The following is a 14,901-nucleotide window of genomic DNA, read 5'->3' as shown; positions in this document are numbered from 1 at the left end:
ACAGGCGGTGCCGGCGCCCCCTATTCCGCATCCCCGTCCGGCAGGGTCTCCGCAACCCGCCAGCCGTCGGGCCCAAGACATTCCAGGGGATGGAACTTCGCCTTGTAGGCCATCTTGCGGCTGTGGGCGATCCAGTAACCGAGATAGACATAGGGCAGACCGGCGAGCCGGGCCCGCTCGATCAGCCCCAGGATCATGAAGGTGCCGAGACTGCGGCGGTCCTGGGCCGCATCGTAGAAGCTGTAGACGGCGGAATAGCCGTCCGACAGCCGGTCGGTCAGCATGCAGCCGACCAGTTGGCCAAGATGGTCGCGCGCCTCCAGCAGGTTGGTGTCCGCCCTGCCCTCGTCCACCATGGCGGCGAAATCGCCCATCGCCATCCGGGCCATGTCGGAGTCGCCGTGGCGTGAGTTCTGGTACAGCGCGAAAAGCCGGTACTGCTCCGACGTGGCGTAGGCCGGCCGCTCTGCCAGCATCACCCCTTCGTTCAGCTTCAACACCCGGCGTTGCGAGCGGGTGGGGACGAACTCGGCGACCGGAACGCGCACCGGAACGCAGGCCTGGCAATTGGGGCAGACCGGGCGATAGACGATGTCGTGGCTGCGGCGGAAGCCGGCGCGCGACAGTGTGGAATTGACCTCCGTCGCATAGGGGCCGATCAGGCGGGTGAACAGCTTGCGTTCGACACGTCCGGGCAGATAGGGGCAAGGCATCGGCCCCGAGCGGAAGAATTGCTGCAATGGACGCTGCGGCGGCTGGATGACCGACATTCTGACCGACAACCACCACGGCAGTGGGAGGGAGGCGGAGGATGCCGAAGCCCCTCCACCGACCCCCAAGCTTACTGCGACTGGCTCTGATCCGCCAGAGGCGGCTGGAAGCCGAAGAAGGCCTGCGCGATTTCGGTGGTCACACCGCTCAACTGGAGTTGGATCCAGTCGAGATACTCGTGCAGGCCGTCGCGCAACACCGCTTCGATCGGCCGGGCCAGCAGGGCGGCCAGCAGTTCGTCCACCCGCTCCATCGCCGCCGATCCGCCGCGCAGGTCATAGCGCGAGCGCATCCGCGTCAGCACCCCGTCGATCTGGCGGACGCACATCACCACCGACCGCGGAAATCCCTCGTTGAACAGCATGAAACCGGCGACGGTGGTCGGCGACATGCCGCGCGGATAGACCCGGCGGAAGGCGTGGTAGCCGGCGGTGCTGCGCAGCACCGTCGTCCACTGGCTGACATCCAGCGTGGAGCCGACATCGAGCGGCGACGGCAGAAGCGTATGATACTTGATGTCGAGCAGCCGCGTGGTCTGGTCGGCCCGCTCGATGTATTTGCCCATCTGGTAGAAATACCAGCCCTGGTCGCGGTAGAAGGTGCCCTCGGTGATGCCGGTGTGGGTCTGGCATTCCTCCTTGATCCAGGTGCAGACCTTGGACAGGTTCTGGGCCGCCACATCCTTGACCGACATCTCCAACAGCTTGTTGTGGAAGACGTTGATCTGGGTCCACATCTCGGTCGAGATCCAGGGGCGCAGCGTCCGGGCGTTCTCCCGCGCCATCCGCAGCATCGACAGCAGCGAATTATGGTTCTGCGCGTCGAACATATAATAGTGGATCACCGCCTCGGCCGTCGGGCGATCATGCCGGCTGAAGAAGTCCTTCTCGTCGGCGTTCAACTGGACGATGGAAAACCAGTTGGTCGCCCCGCGGGTGTCGCGCGCGAAGGTTTCATGCACGTCGAGGATTCGGGCCAGATTCTCGGCCCGCTCCATGTAGCGGGCCATCCAGAAAATGCATTCCGCGTAACGGGACAGCAGGTTCATGCCGCACCACCTTCCAGAACCCAGGTGTCCTTGGAGCCGCCGCCCTGGGACGAATTGACGATCAGCGTGCCCTTCTTCAGCGCCACGCGCGACAGGCCGCCGGGCAGGACCCAGGTGCTCTTGCCGGTGATGGCGAAGGGGCGCAGATCGACATGGCGCGGTTCGATGGCATCGTCGCAGACGGTCGGGCAGACCGACAGGTCGACCACCGGCTGGCTGATGTAGTTGGACGGATCGGCCAGAAGCTTGGCCCGGCAATCCTCCAACTCGGCCTTGCTGGCGCGCGGACCGATGGTGATGCCGTAACCGCCGGCCTCGCCCACCGGCTTCACCACCAGATCGGCCAGATTGTCGAGCGTGTATTGCAGGGCGTCGGGCTCGCGACAGATGCGGGTGTCGACGTTGGGGATGATCGGGTCCTGGTCGAGATAGTATTTGATCATCCGCGGGACGTAGCAATAGACCGCCTTGTCGTCGGCGACACCGGTGCCGATGGCGTTGGCCAGCGCCACATTGCCCTTGCGGTAGGCCTCCAGGATGCCGGGCACGCCGAGCAGGCTGTCCGGATTGAAGGCCTTGGGATCGAGGAAGGCGTCGTCGAGCCGGCGATAGATCGAATGGACCGGGGCCAGACCGTTGGTCGTCTTCATGAAGACCCGGTCGTTGTCGACCACCAGATCACGCCCCTCCACCAGCGGCACGCCCATCTCGCGCGCCAGGAAGATGTGCTCGAAATAGGCGGAGTTGTAGGTGCCGGGCGACAACAGCACCACCTGCGGATCATCGACGCCGGATGGCGCGATCTCCATCATGGCGTCCAGCAGCTTGTGGCCGTAATTGTCGACCGGGCGGATGCCGATGTCCTGCATCAGGTCGGGAAAGACCCGCTGCATCATGTGGCGGTTCTCCACGACATAGGAGACGCCGGACGGCACGCGGCCATTGTCCTCCAGCACGCGGAAGGTGCCGTGGCGGTCGCGCACCAGATCGGTGCCCATGATGTGGATGTAGGTGTTGAAGGGAACGTCCAGCCCGATCATCTGCGGCCGGAAATTATGGTTCCCTTCCACCAGTTCCCGCGGAATGACGCCATCCTTCAGGATCTTCTGGTCGTGATAGATGTCGTGCAGGAACAGATTCAGCGCGGCGACCCGCTGCTTGACGCCAGCCTCCAGATGGGCCCATTCCGGCGCGGAGATGACGCGCGGGATGACATCGAACGGCAGGATGCGGTCGACGGCGTCCTTGTCGGAATAGACGATGAAGGTGATGCCGAGATTGTAAAGCTCCCGCTCGGCATCCTGCGCGCGGCGGCGCAGTTCATCGAAGTCGAGCGCGGCAAGCCTCTGGCGGATCAGCGCCGTATGTTCGGCCGGTAAATCCATGGCCCCGAACAACTCGTCGAAGTAGAGGCCGGGATTGTAGGATGACAAAAGGTCAGACGGTTTGCCCTCGGGTACGCTCACAGACACTCCCCCGCGCTTGTATCAGACCGATCATCGCGGGCCGGGCGGCATCGCCCCGGCCATGTCGCATTGTGCAGGAAGTATGACCCATCGCCGCGCGCTTTGAACAGGGCAAACGCGCGCGCCGTTGTGTGGTACCGCGACAAAACAAGAAATCGGACGCGGGCGCTTTTGAAAATCAACGCCAAAGTACCGATGTGGTTGAAAACTCACCGTGCTTTGGTAGCGGCGGGCGGCGTGGGGGAAGCGCCGGGAGCGCCGCCGCCGCCCGATTGGCCGCCCGTCGCCGCTGCCGCCTGGGCTTCGCGCAGCAGGACCATGGTGATACGGCGGTTGCGTGGACTGTTGGGCTGATCGGCGACCAGCGGGTCGGTGTCCGCCTTGCCGACGACATTCTGGATTCGCGACGGGTTGATGCCGCCGGCCAGCAGGGCGCGCCGGGTGGCGTTGGCCCGCTCGGTCGACAAATCCCAGTTGTCGCGCCCGGACCCGGCGGGGAAAGGCGAGGAGTCGGTGTGGCCGCTGATCGACAGCTTGTTCGGCAGCTTCGTCAACGCCTTCGCCACCTGCTGCACCAGTTGCCGGGTCTGCGGATACATCTGGCCGGAGCCGGCGGGGAACATCGATACCCGGTCCTGGTCGACGATCTGGATCCGCAAGCCTTCCGGCGTCTGATCGATCATCAGATTCTGGGCCAGCGGCTCCAGTTCCGGCACCGACTGGATGGCCTGGCGGATCTCGGTGGCGGCCTGCTGGAACTGGCGGGCCTCCTTGGCCGCGCCCTGCAGGCTGTTCATCGCCTCCTTCACGCGTTCGCCGAAGTCCGACAGCTTCTCGCCGGGCTTCTGACCGGGGATGCCCAACTGCTTGGCCATCTCCTCCATCCGCTTCTGGAATTCGGCGCGGGTCTCGTTCGGCTTCTGGTCGGCGATGTCGGCGTCGGGGGCGGCCTTGGCGGGCTTGCCCGGCCCGGTGCCCTGGCCGGGGCCGGAGGTGGCCTCGGTCGGATCGTCGGCGTCGTCGCTCTGCTGCGACGAATAGCCGGGCGGCCCCGACACCGGCACATCGGCCGACATGGGAGAGCTGGGGGAGACCTGCGCGCCCGGCACGGTGATGGTCTTGCCGCCCAGCATGCCGCCGGAACCCGACTGCTCGCGGCTGACCGAGACGGGCGAGAAATAATCGGCGATGCCCTTGCGCTGGTCCGAGGTGGTGACGTTCAGCAGCCACAGCAGCAGGAAGAAGGCCATCATCGCGGTCACGAAGTCGGCATAGGCCACCTTCCACGCGCCACCATGGTGGCCGCCGTGCCCGCCCTTCTTCTTCTTGATGATGATAGGCTGCTCGTTGCCGCCGGAATTCCCGCTCATGCCCTGGCCGTGGCGAATGGTTCGCGGCCCTGAGGCCGATTTCCCGTATCGGATGTCCGTGCGCGGCGCCGCGGAGGACGCGGCGGCCGACCGCCGCGGCCAAACCCTGACCGGGTTTCATTAAGATCCGTTTAACGACGTTGTCCGGGGTGGAGATGCGGCTTGCGCCGGGTGGCGCGCTGGATTAGATCGGATCGCGTGAAATCGGACTCGATCTGACGCGTGAATCCGATCGTCAGACTAAAGCTATGGCGTCGTGCGTTTCATAACAAACGCACGACGCCATAATTCGCGGTATTTCCTACCTTGAGTATCATCTTCAAGCACTGCCCGCCTACCCGCCTCCATCCCTCCGGCCCAGCTCACAGGACGTCATGATCACCGACCAGCCGATCGATCCGCTCGCGTTCCGTTCCGCCCTCGGCTGTTTCGCCACCGGAATCGCCGTCATCACCACCATCGCCCCGGACGGGCTGCCGCTGGGGGTCACGGTGAACTCCTTCTCGTCGGTGTCGCTCGATCCGCCGCTGGTGCAGTTCTGCCTGGGCCGTGCCGCGATGTCTTTCGAGGCCTTCAACGCCGCCCCGCATTTCGCGGTGAACATCCTGGCCTCCGACCAGGAGGATCTGTCCAACCGCTTCTCCCGCCGCGACCTGCAGGAACGCTGGACCGGCCTGGAGACCATCACCGGCCGCGGCGGCGTCCGTCTGCTGGGCGGTTGCCTCGCCACGCTGGAATGCGACCGCGAGCATCTGCTGGACGGTGGCGACCATGTCATCGTGCTGGGCCGTGTCCGCAAGATCACCTCGCGCGACAGCGGCGACCCGCTGCTGTATTTCCGCGGCCGCTACGCCAAGCTGGGGTGAGCGCCCAAACTAGCCGGCCGCCCGGTGAAGGTCGCGGCCGGTCAGGTGGATGTTGGCGTCGGGGTCGAGCGCGCGGGCCATGATGCGCTGTTCGGCCGCCCGTTCGAACAGCGGGCGGTTCATGCAGACCTGCTGGACCGCCTCGTCCGGCTTCGGGGTATGGCCGACGATGCCCTGAAGGGTGCGGCGGGTGACGAAGACCCGGCCCTGATACTCCCCGACCTGCACCGCGAACTCGACGGCGTCGGCCTCCTCGTTCCAGAAGGGATCGTCGGGAAACAGGAAGATGGGCATCGGATCCTCGGCTGCCGGTGGCTCAGGTCACGCTCACTTCAGCGCGAAGGTGATATCATAACCGCTGCGTTTGAAGCGTGTCTTCAGCAGCGTCCCGTCGGCGGCATACCACAGATCGCGCTCCACACCGCCCTCGATCCGGTGATGGGCGGCCTGCTGGGACTTGCCGCCGGCCTCCACCGTCTCCGCCCCGATCTTGCGCGCCGTCACCTTGTAGGGTTCGGCGTCGATCACCGACAGAAGCTCCGTGTGTTTCAGGACTTCGGGGGTCCACAGGGTCAGCGGCAGAACGCCGGCCGGCGCCTGCCGCGTCTTGCCGTCCACGGTCAGCCGGTATCCGTCGGCATCGCGGGTCATTTCGATCTTGTGAGGCTCGCCGTCATCGTCGGTGGTGGCGGTCATCGACTCGAGCGCCCCGCCCTTCCACATCTCCTCCCGCTTGTGGTCGTAGCTGAAGTCGATGAACAGCACCTTCACCCGCGTGGTGGTGGTGACGGTGACCTTGGTGCGGTCGCCCTGCGGCTCGATCCGCACCTGCTCGCTGCCGATGGGATCCTCGCCCATCAGGATCTGGTAGGTCAGGGTCCGCGCGGCGCCCTGGGCGAGAGCGGTCCCCGGCAGAGCGGTCAGCAGCGTGGCCGCCGTCAGGACGGCGGACAGGGCGGTGGTCAGGATTGCGCCTGTGATGCGCGGCTTGGTCATGTGCGTTTCCTCCCGGTTGGCGATCGTTCGTTCGCGGCTCTTCCGGCCGCTCAGTCGTCCAGCAGCTGGGCAAGCTTCATCGCCACGCCCATCGATCCCTCGACCTTCAGCTTGCCCATGGTGAAGGCCAGCATCGGGTTCAGCTTGCCGTTGATCAGCTTCTGGAGGTTTTCCGGCGAGATGCGGATGGTGCAGTCGGAGTCGCCATCCTCGCGGGTGATGCTGATCGGGCTGGCGCGGCCGTCGACACGGATCACCTCGCCCTCCTGGCCCAGCAGAAAGCGCACCGAGGCGTTGAGCGAACGCAGATCGCCGCTGCGGTTGCGCAGCTCCTCAAGAATGTCGTCGACCATGAAAGCGTGACCTCGTGATTGTTCGCAGGACTGTGCTTGACAGTAGGCTCGCATTACGTTTACGTCAACGTCATAACGAAAGCGTTTCAGACGCCCGCCGCCCATCGTTGCCGCCTCCCATCGCCATCCATGGGGGCCGGCCGTCAGGTGATCCGGAACGCGCCACCGCCAAGGGGAGCGAACCATGCCCGAGCCGCTTGCGCAGAGCGCCATCCCGCCCATTTCCGCCCTCACCGCCGCCGCCATCAACGGAGCCCCTCATCCCTGGCTGACCCATTATCCCGCCGGGATCGCCTGGGACCAGCAATTTGCGCCGATGCCGCTGCATCTGCTGTTCGAGGAGGCGGCCAGGCGCTATGCCGACCGCCCCTGCCTGGATTTCCTCGGCCGCCGCTACAGCTATGCCGAGGTTCTCGATCTGGTGAACCGCGCCGCCCGCGGTTTCCAGGATCTCGGCGTCGGGCCGGGGGTGCGGGTCGGCCTGTGCCTGCCCAACTGCCCGACCTACGTCATCTCCTATTTCGCGGTGCTGAAGGCCGGCGGAACCGTCGTGAACTACAACCCGCTCTATGTCGAGCGCGAGCTGGAGCACCAGATCACCGACTCGCAGACCGAGATCATGGTGACGCTGGATCTGAAGCTGATCTACCCGCGCGTCGCGGCGATGCTGGCGCGCACGCCGTTGAAGCGGGTCGTCGTCTGCCGGATGGCGACCATCCTGCCGGCGGTGAAGAAGGCTTTGTTCAGCGTGCTGAAGCGCGGCGAGCTGGCGGCGGTGCCGCGCGACGACCGCCATGTCGAGTTCTCCAGCCTGCTGACCAACGACGGCACGCTGCGCCCGGTGCGCATCGACGGTCTGCGCGACGTCGCCGTCCTGCAATACACCGGCGGCACCACCGGCGTGCCGAAGGGCGCGATGCTGACCCATCACAACCTGCTGTCCAACGCCCGGCAGGTGCAGGCCTGGTTCCCCGACGTGGCGCTGGGACAGGAACGGGTTCTCGCCGTGCTGCCCTTCTTCCATGTCTTCGCCATGACCGTTGTGCTGAACATGGGGCTGGCCTGCGGGGCCGAGCTGGTCATGCTGCCGCGCTTCGAGACCGAGCAGGTGCTGAAGACCATCGCCAGGCGCAAGCCGACCCTGGTTCCCGGCGTGCCCACCATGTACAAGGCATTGCTCGGGCATCCGCAGACCGCCCGCTATCCGATGACCTCGATCCGCTACTGCATCTCCGGCGGCGCGCCGCTGCCGATGGAGCTGAAGCGCCAGTTCGAGACGGCGACCGGCTGCGTCCTGATCGAGGGCTACGGCCTGTCCGAGGCCTCCCCCGTCTGCGCCGCCAACCCGCTGAACGGCATCAACAAGGAGGGCTCGATCGGCCTGCCGCTGCCCGGCATCTCCATCGAGATCCGCGACCTGGAGGATTCCACCCGCAAACTCGGCATCGGTGAGAAGGGACAGGTGGCGATCGCCGGTCCCAACGTGATGGCCGGCTATTGGGGACGGGCCGAGGAAAGCGACCGCACGGTCGTCGACGGCTTCCTGCTGACCGGCGATGTCGGGACGATGGACGGGGATGGCTACGTCTTCCTGCTCGACCGCTTGAAGGACCTCATCATCTGCAGCGGCTACAACGTCTATCCGCGCATGATCGAGGAGGCGATCTACCAGCACCCCGACGTGGTCGCCGCCTGCGTCATCGGCCTGCCCGACGATTACCGCGGCCAGACGCCGAAGGCCTTCGTCCAGCTGAAACCGGGCGCCACCCTGACCGCGGAGGCCCTGCGCGACTTCCTGCGCGACAAGATCTCCCGCATCGAGATGCCGACGGCCATCGAGTTCCGCGAGGAGTTGCCGAAAACCGCCGTCGGCAAGCTGTCGAAGAAGGAGCTGATCGCCGAGGCGCGGCAAGCCCTGTCGACCGGAGAATGACACATGGTCATCGTCCTGCCCTGGACGTAAAGGGAAGCCTTATCACGCCACGGCAGCTGTGCTACCAAACGGAAGGCGCATTGTGCCGGACACGAACAAAAGGTCTTTCCGGGGATGGAACAGCTCTACACGGTCAACCAGCTTGCGGAGGAGCTGGGCATCACGCCGCGGGCTCTGCGCTTCTACGAGGTCAAGGGGCTGCTGGCGCCCAACCGCGTCGGCAACAACCGGGTCTATACCAAGCGCGACCGCGCCCGGCTGAAGCTGATCCTGCGGGGCAAGCGCCTGGGCTTCTCGCTGGCGGAAATCCGCGAATATCTCGACCTCTACAACGTCAATGGCGGGGTCGAGCAACAGAAGACCCTGTTGAAGCGGGTGCAGAAGCGGCTGAAGGATCTGGCCCAGCAGCGCGAGGATCTGGAGGCCACCGTGCAGGAGCTGCGCGAGATCGAGATGCAGGTCAACAATACCCTGGCGGGGGTGAGTTCCGCCGCGAAGGACGCCTGACCGGCCGGAAGTCTCCGGCGCTCCGGTCGGCCTCACAAGGGATCGGAGCATGATGGGACAGCCATTGCCAAAGGCGGCCCGTGGCGCCGCGAAGGCGACGGGCGGGGCGGGAGAGCGGGCATGAACCTGATCTTCCGCCTGCTGGCGGTCGTCGCCGCCGCCATCCTCGCCGCGTGGCGCGGCCGCCGTGCCGGGTTGCTGGATCCGTCGGAGCTGCGTTTCCAGGTCTGGCCGACCGACCTGGACATCAATCTGCACATGACCAACGCACGCTATTTCAGCGTGATGGATCTGGGCCGCACCGATCTGCTGATCCGCGCCGGGCTGGGTCCGGCGATCCTGCGCAACCGCTGGCGGCCGGTACTGGGCGGGGCGACCATCCGCTACCGCCGCTCGCTGCGGCCGTTCCAGCGCTTCACCCTGGTCAGCCGGGTGCTGTGCTGGGACGACAAATACATCTTCATCGAACACCGCATGGAAACACGGGGCGGGCTGGCGGCGCTGGCCGTCGTCCAGGGCGCCTTCGTCGGGACCACGGGCGTGGTCGCCCCGGCCGAGGTTCTGGCGGCACTCGGCGCCGCCACCGCCTCCCCGCCGATCCCCGATGCGGTCGCCGCCTTGCGCGGGCAAGGCTTGTCCGCCACCGCCTGATCCATTGAAACAAAACGCCACCGGAGAGGAGACACACCATCATGAAGCTGCTGGTGCCCGTGAAGCGGGTGGTCGACTACAACGTGAAGATCCGCGTCAAGGCGGATGGCAGCGGCGTCGAGACCGCCAACGTGAAGATGAGCATGAACCCCTTCGACGAGATCGCCGTCGAGGAGGCCGTACGGTGCAAGGAAGCCGGCAACGCGACCGAGATCGTCGTGGTGTCCGTCGGCCCGGCCCAGGCGCAGGAGACCCTGCGCACCGCGCTGGCCATGGGGGCCGACCGCGCCATCCTGGTGCAGACCGATGTCACCACCGAACCGCTGGCCGTCGCCAAGGTCCTGAAGGCCCTGGTCGAGAAGGAGGCGCCGGGGATGGTGATCCTCGGCAAGCAGGCGATCGACGACGATTGCAACCAGACCGGCCAGATGCTGGCCGCCCTGCTCGGCTGGGGCCAGGGCACCTTCGCCTCGAAGGTCGCCGCCGGAGACGGCACGGTCGCCGTCACCCGCGAGATCGACGGCGGGCTGGAGACGGTCGAGTTGAAGCTGCCGGCGGTGGTGACCGCCGATCTGCGCCTGAACGAGCCGCGCTATGCCAGCCTGCCCAACATCATGAAGGCCAAGAAGAAGCCGCTGGAGACCGTCACGCCGGACGCGCTGGGTATCGATGTGACGCCGCGCCTGAAGACGCTGAAGGTGGCCGAACCGGCCAAGCGCCAGGCCGGCATCAAGGTGCCCGACGTCGCCACCCTGGTGACCAAGCTGAAGACCGAGGCGCGGGTGATCTGAGGGCGCGCCGGCCCCGTGCCAGCCCGTCCCACACCCCGCCCGCAAGAGGAACCCCCCATGCCCATCCTGATCCTCGCCGACCACGACAACGCCGGCCTCAAACCCGCCACCGCCCATGCGGTGACCGCCGCGACCAGGCTCGGCGGCGATATCCATGTCCTGGTCGCCGGCCGCGCCGCCGCCCCCGCCGCCGCACAGGCCGCCACACTCTCCGGCGTCGCCAAGGTGCTGCTCGCCGACGATGCCGCCTATGAGCATGCCCTGGCCGAGCCGGTCGCCGCATTGCTGGTCTCGCTCGCCCCCGGCTACAGCCATGTGCTGGCCGCCGCCACCTCGGCCGGCAAGAATGTGCTGCCGCGCGTCGCGGCGCTGCTCGACGTGGCGATGATCTCCGACATCACCGCCGTGGTCGCCGCCGACATCTTCGAACGGCCGATCTATGCCGGCAACGCCATCGCCACCGTGCAATCCGCCGACCCGGTGAAGGTCGTCACCGTCCGCACCACCGCCTTCGAGGCCGCCACCACCGGCACCGCCGCCCCCATCGAGGCCGCCCCCATCGAGACCGTCGCCGCCGTCGCCGATCCGGCCTTGTCCAGCTTCGTCTCGGCCGAGCTGACCAAGTCGGAGCGGCCGGAGCTGACCGCCGCCCGCATCGTCATCTCCGGCGGGCGCGGCATGCAGTCGGGCGACAATTTCCACCTGCTGGAGGGCATCGCCGACAAGCTGGGCGCCGCGGTGGGGGCCAGCCGCGCCGCCGTCGATGCCGGCTTCGTGCCGAACGATTATCAGGTCGGCCAGACCGGCAAGATCGTGGCGCCCGACCTCTACATCGCGGTCGGCATCTCCGGCGCCATCCAGCATCTGGCCGGCATGAAGGATAGCAAAATCATCGTCGCCATCAACAAGGACGAGGAGGCGCCGATCTTCCAGGTCGCCGATTACGGCCTCGTCGCCGACCTGTTCAAGGCCGTGCCGGACCTCCAGCAGGCGCTTTGAGCGCAAGGCCGGGCCATCGCCGACCGCCATCGCCGACCGCCATCGCCGACGGGGGCCCGGCCGCTTCACCCTTGCCGCGCGGTGCCGGCTGTTCTATCGCTGGCGACACGACAACCCGACTGCGGCAGGACGCCAATGAGCATCGACGGCATCACCGGACTGGACCATCTGGTCATCGCGACCCGCAACCTTGACGCGGCGCGCGATGGCTACAGCCGGCTCGGCTTCGCCGTGACGCCCCGTGGCCACCACACCCAGCTGAAATCGGCCAACCACACCGTCCTTTTCCCGACCGGCACCTATCTGGAGCTGCTGGGCGTCGAGGAGCAGCGGCCGGTCAACGCCCATTACGCCGCCTTCCTGCGCCAGCGCGAGGGCATCGCCGCCATCGCGCTCAAGACGCCGGACGCCCGCGCCGCCACGGCACCGCTCGCCGCCGCCGGCTTCCCGGTGGCGGAGCCCGTCGATTTCGGCCGGCCGGTGGAACTGCCGGAGGGACGGCGCGACGCCAGCTTCACCATCGCCCAGATCGACCCGGCGACCACTCCGGCCGGCCGCGTCTTCCTGTGCCAGCACCACACGCCCGATCTGGTCTGGCGTCCGGACCAGATGGAGCATGCCAATGGCGCCACCGGGCTGGAGGCGCTGGTCATCGCCGCCAGCGAGCCCGACGCGGTCGCCGCGACCTATGCCCGCCTGCTCGGCGGCACCGTGACCGACCGTGGCGCCGCCCGCGTGGTGGAGCCGGACCATGCCGGGGGGGGACGGGTGCCGGTGCTGGTCGCCACGCCGGACATGCTGCGTTGGGCCTGGACCGCCGATCCGGCCTTCACCACCGCCCCGCCCTTCTTCGCCGGCTTCGTCCTGCGGGTCGCCGATCCGGTCAAGACCCAGCAGGCCCTGCAGAAAAGCAAGTTCCCGACCGTGGTCGGCGAAGGCGTGATGCGGGTCGGCTCGGCGAGCGCCTGCGGCGCCATGATCGCCTTCGCCCAGGACTTCGACCTCGACAGCCTGATTCCATGACGCTCCGGCAGTTCGTCAGGCGCGGGGCATGGGGTTTGGGGCATGCAGACGTTTGCCGTAAATTCGCGACGATTCGCGCCGAATTGGGCATAGGACGCACGGGATTGCTTGTGTAGTGTCCGCTGTGGGTTGCGCGCCTTGCGAATGGGGCGGCCGTGGAGACGCAGATGACGGCAGCGGGTGAGATGATCGACGCGGTGGGGGCTCCGGAACTGACCGCCGGCGCCACTTCGGCGGCATCCGCTTCCGCGCCACAGACCGCCCTGTTCGACGCCCTGCCGGTCCCCGCCCTGATGCGGGGGGCTGACGGGCGGCTCTACGGCAACCGCCGCCTTCTCGACCGCTATGGCCGGGCCGACGTCTTTCCGACCGACCTCGCCGATGAGCCCCCCGGAACGGAGCGGGAGATCACGGCGCCGTCCGCGTCGGGCGAGCCGTGCGACCTGCTGATCAGCATCGGCGGGCCGCCCTGGATCGCGACGGTGGCGGATCTGACCGACCAGCGCCGCACCGCCCGCGGGCTGGAATTGGCGACGGAGAAGCTGGAGGAGGCCTATCACACCGCCAAGCTCGGCTATTGGGAATACGGCATCCAGTCCGGGCAACTGATGCTGAGCGACGCCGGACTGGCCGTGCTGGGGCATGGCCGCGACCGCTTCACCGGCGGTTTCGACGATCTGCTGGACATCCTGCATCCGGACGACCGGCCCCGCTTCGGCAACCTGCTGGAAAGCGTGGTCGACAATCCCAAGCGCGTCTATGTCGAATACCGCGTCCATGACGCGGAGGGGCGGCTGCGCTACGTCTCCTCCTCCTGCGCGCCCCGGCTGGATGGCGAAGGCCGACTGACCCACCTGTTCGGCGTCATGATGGACAGCACCGAGCGGGCGGAGGCCGCAGCCCAGCTGGAGGCCGCCAAGCAGCGGCTGGAGGAGGCCTACCGCACCGGCCATCTCGGCTATTGGGAATATGGCATCCACAGCGGCAAGCTGGTCTGGAACCGCGAGGCCTTCGACATCTACGGCCGGGACCCGCAGCGCTTCGAACCGACCTTCGACAATCTGCTGGGCATCCTGCACCCCGACGACCGCCTGTCGTTCGGCAACATGCTGGAAAGCGTGATCGGCAATTCCCGCCGCGTCTATGTCGAATACCGCGTGATCGACCCGGCGGGGGAGACCCGCTACGTCTCCTCCTCCTGCGCGCCGCGCTTCGATCTGGACGGGCGGCTGACCCACCTGTTCGGCGTCATGCTGGACACCACCGAGCGGGCACGCGCCGCGGATGCGCTGCGCGCCGCCAAGGACCGGGTCGAGCAGGCCTATCGCGAATTGCAGGCCGCCCAGGACAGCCTGGTCCAGACCGAGAAGATGGCCTCGCTCGGCCAACTCGTCGCCGGGGTGGCGCATGAGGTGAACGGACCGGTCGGCGTGGCGCTGACCACCGCCTCCCACCTGCTCAGCCGGGCGGAGGATGTGAAGCGCCAGTTCTCCGCCAACGCCCTGACCCGCTCGGCTTTGGCCAGCTTCCTGGAGGTGGCGCAGGAGGCCGGGCAGCTTCTGGTCGGCAACACCGAACGGGTCGCCTCGCTCGTCCACATGTTCAAGCAGGTGGCGGCCGACCAGACCGGCGACGAGCGCCGCACCTTCTATCTGCGCGAATACACCGAGGATGTGCTGCTGAGCCTGCACACCCAGATCGGTTCCTCCGGACACCGGGTCGAGCTGGCCTGTCCGGAGGCCCTGCAACTGGAAAGCTTCCCCGGCGCCTTCGCCCGCGTGCTGACCCATCTGGTGCGCAATTCGCTGACCCATGCCTTCCGCCACGAGCAGAGCGGCCGGATCGACATCGAGATCCACGCCGACGGCGACGACTGGATCGAGGTGGTGCACAGCGATGACGGCCAGGGCATCCTGGAGTCCGACCTGCCACGGCTGTTCGACCCGTTCTTCACCACGGCGCGCCATGCCGGCTGCGTCGGGCTGGGGCTGCACATCGCCTACAATCTCGCCACCCAGACGCTGGGCGGCCAGTTGAGCGTACGCAGCCACCCCGGCCAGGGCGCCGTCTTCATCCTGCGGGTGCCGCGGCGGGCGCCCGATCTCGGCTGATCGCCGCCGCCTCGCC

The 14,901-nt window shown here is 67.1% G+C and carries 15 protein-coding genes; 8 read left to right on the top strand and 7 right to left on the bottom strand.

Annotated elements, in window-relative coordinates; translation table 11 throughout:
* Positions 1-20: 20 nt before the first annotated feature.
* The 4 genes from AZL_RS06775 to AZL_RS06760 form a co-directional block, all read right to left on the bottom strand.
* Positions 21-770 carry an arginyltransferase gene (locus AZL_RS06775; RefSeq protein ID WP_012973899.1) on the bottom strand — a complete coding sequence of 250 codons (750 nt, stop codon included), beginning with the start codon at positions 768-770 and terminating at the stop codon, positions 21-23.
* A 71-nt stretch (positions 771-841) separates the two neighbouring features.
* On the bottom strand, positions 842-1,819 hold the full coding sequence (locus AZL_RS06770; RefSeq protein ID WP_012973898.1) for an alpha-E domain-containing protein: 978 nt from the start codon (positions 1,817-1,819) through the stop codon (positions 842-844).
* Positions 1,816-3,204 (bottom strand): circularly permuted type 2 ATP-grasp protein, encoded by a 1,389-nt coding sequence (locus AZL_RS06765; RefSeq protein ID WP_247894304.1) that lies wholly within the window; start codon positions 3,202-3,204, stop codon positions 1,816-1,818. Before AZL_RS06765 ends, AZL_RS06770 begins: the two co-directional genes overlap by 4 nt.
* Positions 3,205-3,494: 290 nt before the next feature.
* A complete protein-coding gene (locus tag AZL_RS06760; protein ID WP_012973896.1) occupies positions 3,495-4,655 on the bottom strand; it encodes a flagellar motor protein MotB in 1,161 nt (386 codons plus the stop codon).
* A gap of 374 nt (positions 4,656-5,029) precedes the next feature.
* On the opposite strand from AZL_RS06760, the gene AZL_RS06755 reads away from it, so the two are divergent.
* Positions 5,030-5,521 (top strand): flavin reductase family protein, encoded by a 492-nt coding sequence (locus AZL_RS06755; RefSeq protein ID WP_012973895.1) that lies wholly within the window; start codon positions 5,030-5,032, stop codon positions 5,519-5,521.
* Positions 5,522-5,530: 9 nt separating this feature from the next.
* Here AZL_RS06755 and AZL_RS06750 read toward each other — a convergent pair whose 3' ends face one another.
* The 3 genes from AZL_RS06750 to AZL_RS06740 are packed head-to-tail and all read right to left on the bottom strand — an operon-like array spanning position 5,531 to position 6,870.
* Positions 5,531-5,815 carry a DUF1488 domain-containing protein gene (locus tag AZL_RS06750; RefSeq protein ID WP_012973894.1) on the bottom strand — a complete coding sequence of 95 codons (285 nt, stop codon included), beginning with the start codon at positions 5,813-5,815 and terminating at the stop codon, positions 5,531-5,533.
* Between the two features lie 33 nt (positions 5,816-5,848).
* Positions 5,849-6,517: a DUF6134 family protein gene (locus AZL_RS06745; RefSeq protein WP_012973893.1), complete on the bottom strand. Its 669-nt coding sequence runs from the start codon at positions 6,515-6,517 to the stop codon at positions 5,849-5,851.
* Between the two features lie 50 nt (positions 6,518-6,567).
* Entirely contained in the window at positions 6,568-6,870 is a 303-nt protein-coding gene (locus AZL_RS06740; RefSeq protein WP_012973892.1) for an SCP2 sterol-binding domain-containing protein, read from the bottom strand.
* A 184-nt stretch (positions 6,871-7,054) separates the two neighbouring features.
* Between AZL_RS06740 and AZL_RS06735 the strand changes: the two genes are divergently transcribed.
* The 7 genes from AZL_RS06735 (at position 7,055) to AZL_RS06705 (ending at position 14,885) form a co-directional block, all read left to right on the top strand.
* Positions 7,055-8,803, top strand: coding sequence for a long-chain-fatty-acid--CoA ligase (locus tag AZL_RS06735; protein ID WP_012973891.1), 1,749 nt, complete (start codon positions 7,055-7,057; stop codon positions 8,801-8,803).
* A 114-nt stretch (positions 8,804-8,917) separates the two neighbouring features.
* Positions 8,918-9,310, top strand: a complete 393-nt coding sequence (locus AZL_RS06730; protein ID WP_012973890.1) for a MerR family transcriptional regulator — start codon at positions 8,918-8,920, stop codon at positions 9,308-9,310.
* A gap of 120 nt (positions 9,311-9,430) precedes the next feature.
* A complete protein-coding gene (locus tag AZL_RS06725; RefSeq protein WP_012973889.1) occupies positions 9,431-9,961 on the top strand; it encodes a thioesterase family protein in 531 nt (176 codons plus the stop codon).
* A gap of 41 nt (positions 9,962-10,002) precedes the next feature.
* Entirely contained in the window at positions 10,003-10,752 is a 750-nt protein-coding gene (locus AZL_RS06720; protein ID WP_012973888.1) for an electron transfer flavoprotein subunit beta/FixA family protein, read from the top strand.
* 57 nt (positions 10,753-10,809) lie between these two features.
* A complete protein-coding gene (locus AZL_RS06715; RefSeq protein WP_012973887.1) occupies positions 10,810-11,751 on the top strand; it encodes an electron transfer flavoprotein subunit alpha/FixB family protein in 942 nt (313 codons plus the stop codon).
* 135 nt (positions 11,752-11,886) lie between these two features.
* Positions 11,887-12,774 carry a VOC family protein gene (locus tag AZL_RS06710; RefSeq protein WP_012973886.1) on the top strand — a complete coding sequence of 296 codons (888 nt, stop codon included), beginning with the start codon at positions 11,887-11,889 and terminating at the stop codon, positions 12,772-12,774.
* 167 nt (positions 12,775-12,941) lie between these two features.
* On the top strand, positions 12,942-14,885 hold the full coding sequence (locus AZL_RS06705) for a PAS domain-containing sensor histidine kinase (RefSeq protein WP_247894303.1): 1,944 nt from the start codon (positions 12,942-12,944) through the stop codon (positions 14,883-14,885).
* Positions 14,886-14,901: the final 16 nt, after the last annotated feature.

Origin of the sequence: Azospirillum sp. B510 (genome assembly GCF_000010725.1) — a bacterium.
Classification (GTDB): Bacteria; Pseudomonadota; Alphaproteobacteria; order Azospirillales; family Azospirillaceae; genus Azospirillum; species Azospirillum lipoferum_B.
This window is presented reverse-complemented; position numbering and strand designations above follow the sequence as displayed.

Excerpts from the sequence above, each read along its gene's own strand:
- AZL_RS06775 (WP_012973899.1), bottom strand. The coding sequence starts at position 770 with ATGTCGGTCATCCAGCCGCCGCAGCGTCCATTGCAGCAATTCTTCCGC.
- AZL_RS06770 (WP_012973898.1), bottom strand. The coding sequence starts at position 1,819 with ATGAACCTGCTGTCCCGTTACGCGGAATGCATTTTCTGGATGGCCCGC.
- AZL_RS06765 (WP_247894304.1), bottom strand. The coding sequence starts at position 3,204 with ATGGATTTACCGGCCGAACATACGGCGCTGATCCGCCAGAGGCTTGCC.
- AZL_RS06760 (WP_012973896.1), bottom strand. The coding sequence starts at position 4,655 with ATGAGCGGGAATTCCGGCGGCAACGAGCAGCCTATCATCATCAAGAAG.
- AZL_RS06755 (WP_012973895.1), top strand. The coding sequence starts at position 5,030 with ATGATCACCGACCAGCCGATCGATCCGCTCGCGTTCCGTTCCGCCCTC.
- AZL_RS06750 (WP_012973894.1), bottom strand. The coding sequence starts at position 5,815 with ATGCCCATCTTCCTGTTTCCCGACGATCCCTTCTGGAACGAGGAGGCC.
- AZL_RS06745 (WP_012973893.1), bottom strand. The coding sequence starts at position 6,517 with ATGACCAAGCCGCGCATCACAGGCGCAATCCTGACCACCGCCCTGTCC.
- AZL_RS06740 (WP_012973892.1), bottom strand. The coding sequence starts at position 6,870 with ATGGTCGACGACATTCTTGAGGAGCTGCGCAACCGCAGCGGCGATCTG.
- AZL_RS06735 (WP_012973891.1), top strand. The coding sequence starts at position 7,055 with ATGCCCGAGCCGCTTGCGCAGAGCGCCATCCCGCCCATTTCCGCCCTC.
- AZL_RS06730 (WP_012973890.1), top strand. The coding sequence starts at position 8,918 with ATGGAACAGCTCTACACGGTCAACCAGCTTGCGGAGGAGCTGGGCATC.
- AZL_RS06725 (WP_012973889.1), top strand. The coding sequence starts at position 9,431 with ATGAACCTGATCTTCCGCCTGCTGGCGGTCGTCGCCGCCGCCATCCTC.
- AZL_RS06720 (WP_012973888.1), top strand. The coding sequence starts at position 10,003 with ATGAAGCTGCTGGTGCCCGTGAAGCGGGTGGTCGACTACAACGTGAAG.
- AZL_RS06715 (WP_012973887.1), top strand. The coding sequence starts at position 10,810 with ATGCCCATCCTGATCCTCGCCGACCACGACAACGCCGGCCTCAAACCC.
- AZL_RS06710 (WP_012973886.1), top strand. The coding sequence starts at position 11,887 with ATGAGCATCGACGGCATCACCGGACTGGACCATCTGGTCATCGCGACC.
- AZL_RS06705 (WP_247894303.1), top strand. The coding sequence starts at position 12,942 with ATGACGGCAGCGGGTGAGATGATCGACGCGGTGGGGGCTCCGGAACTG.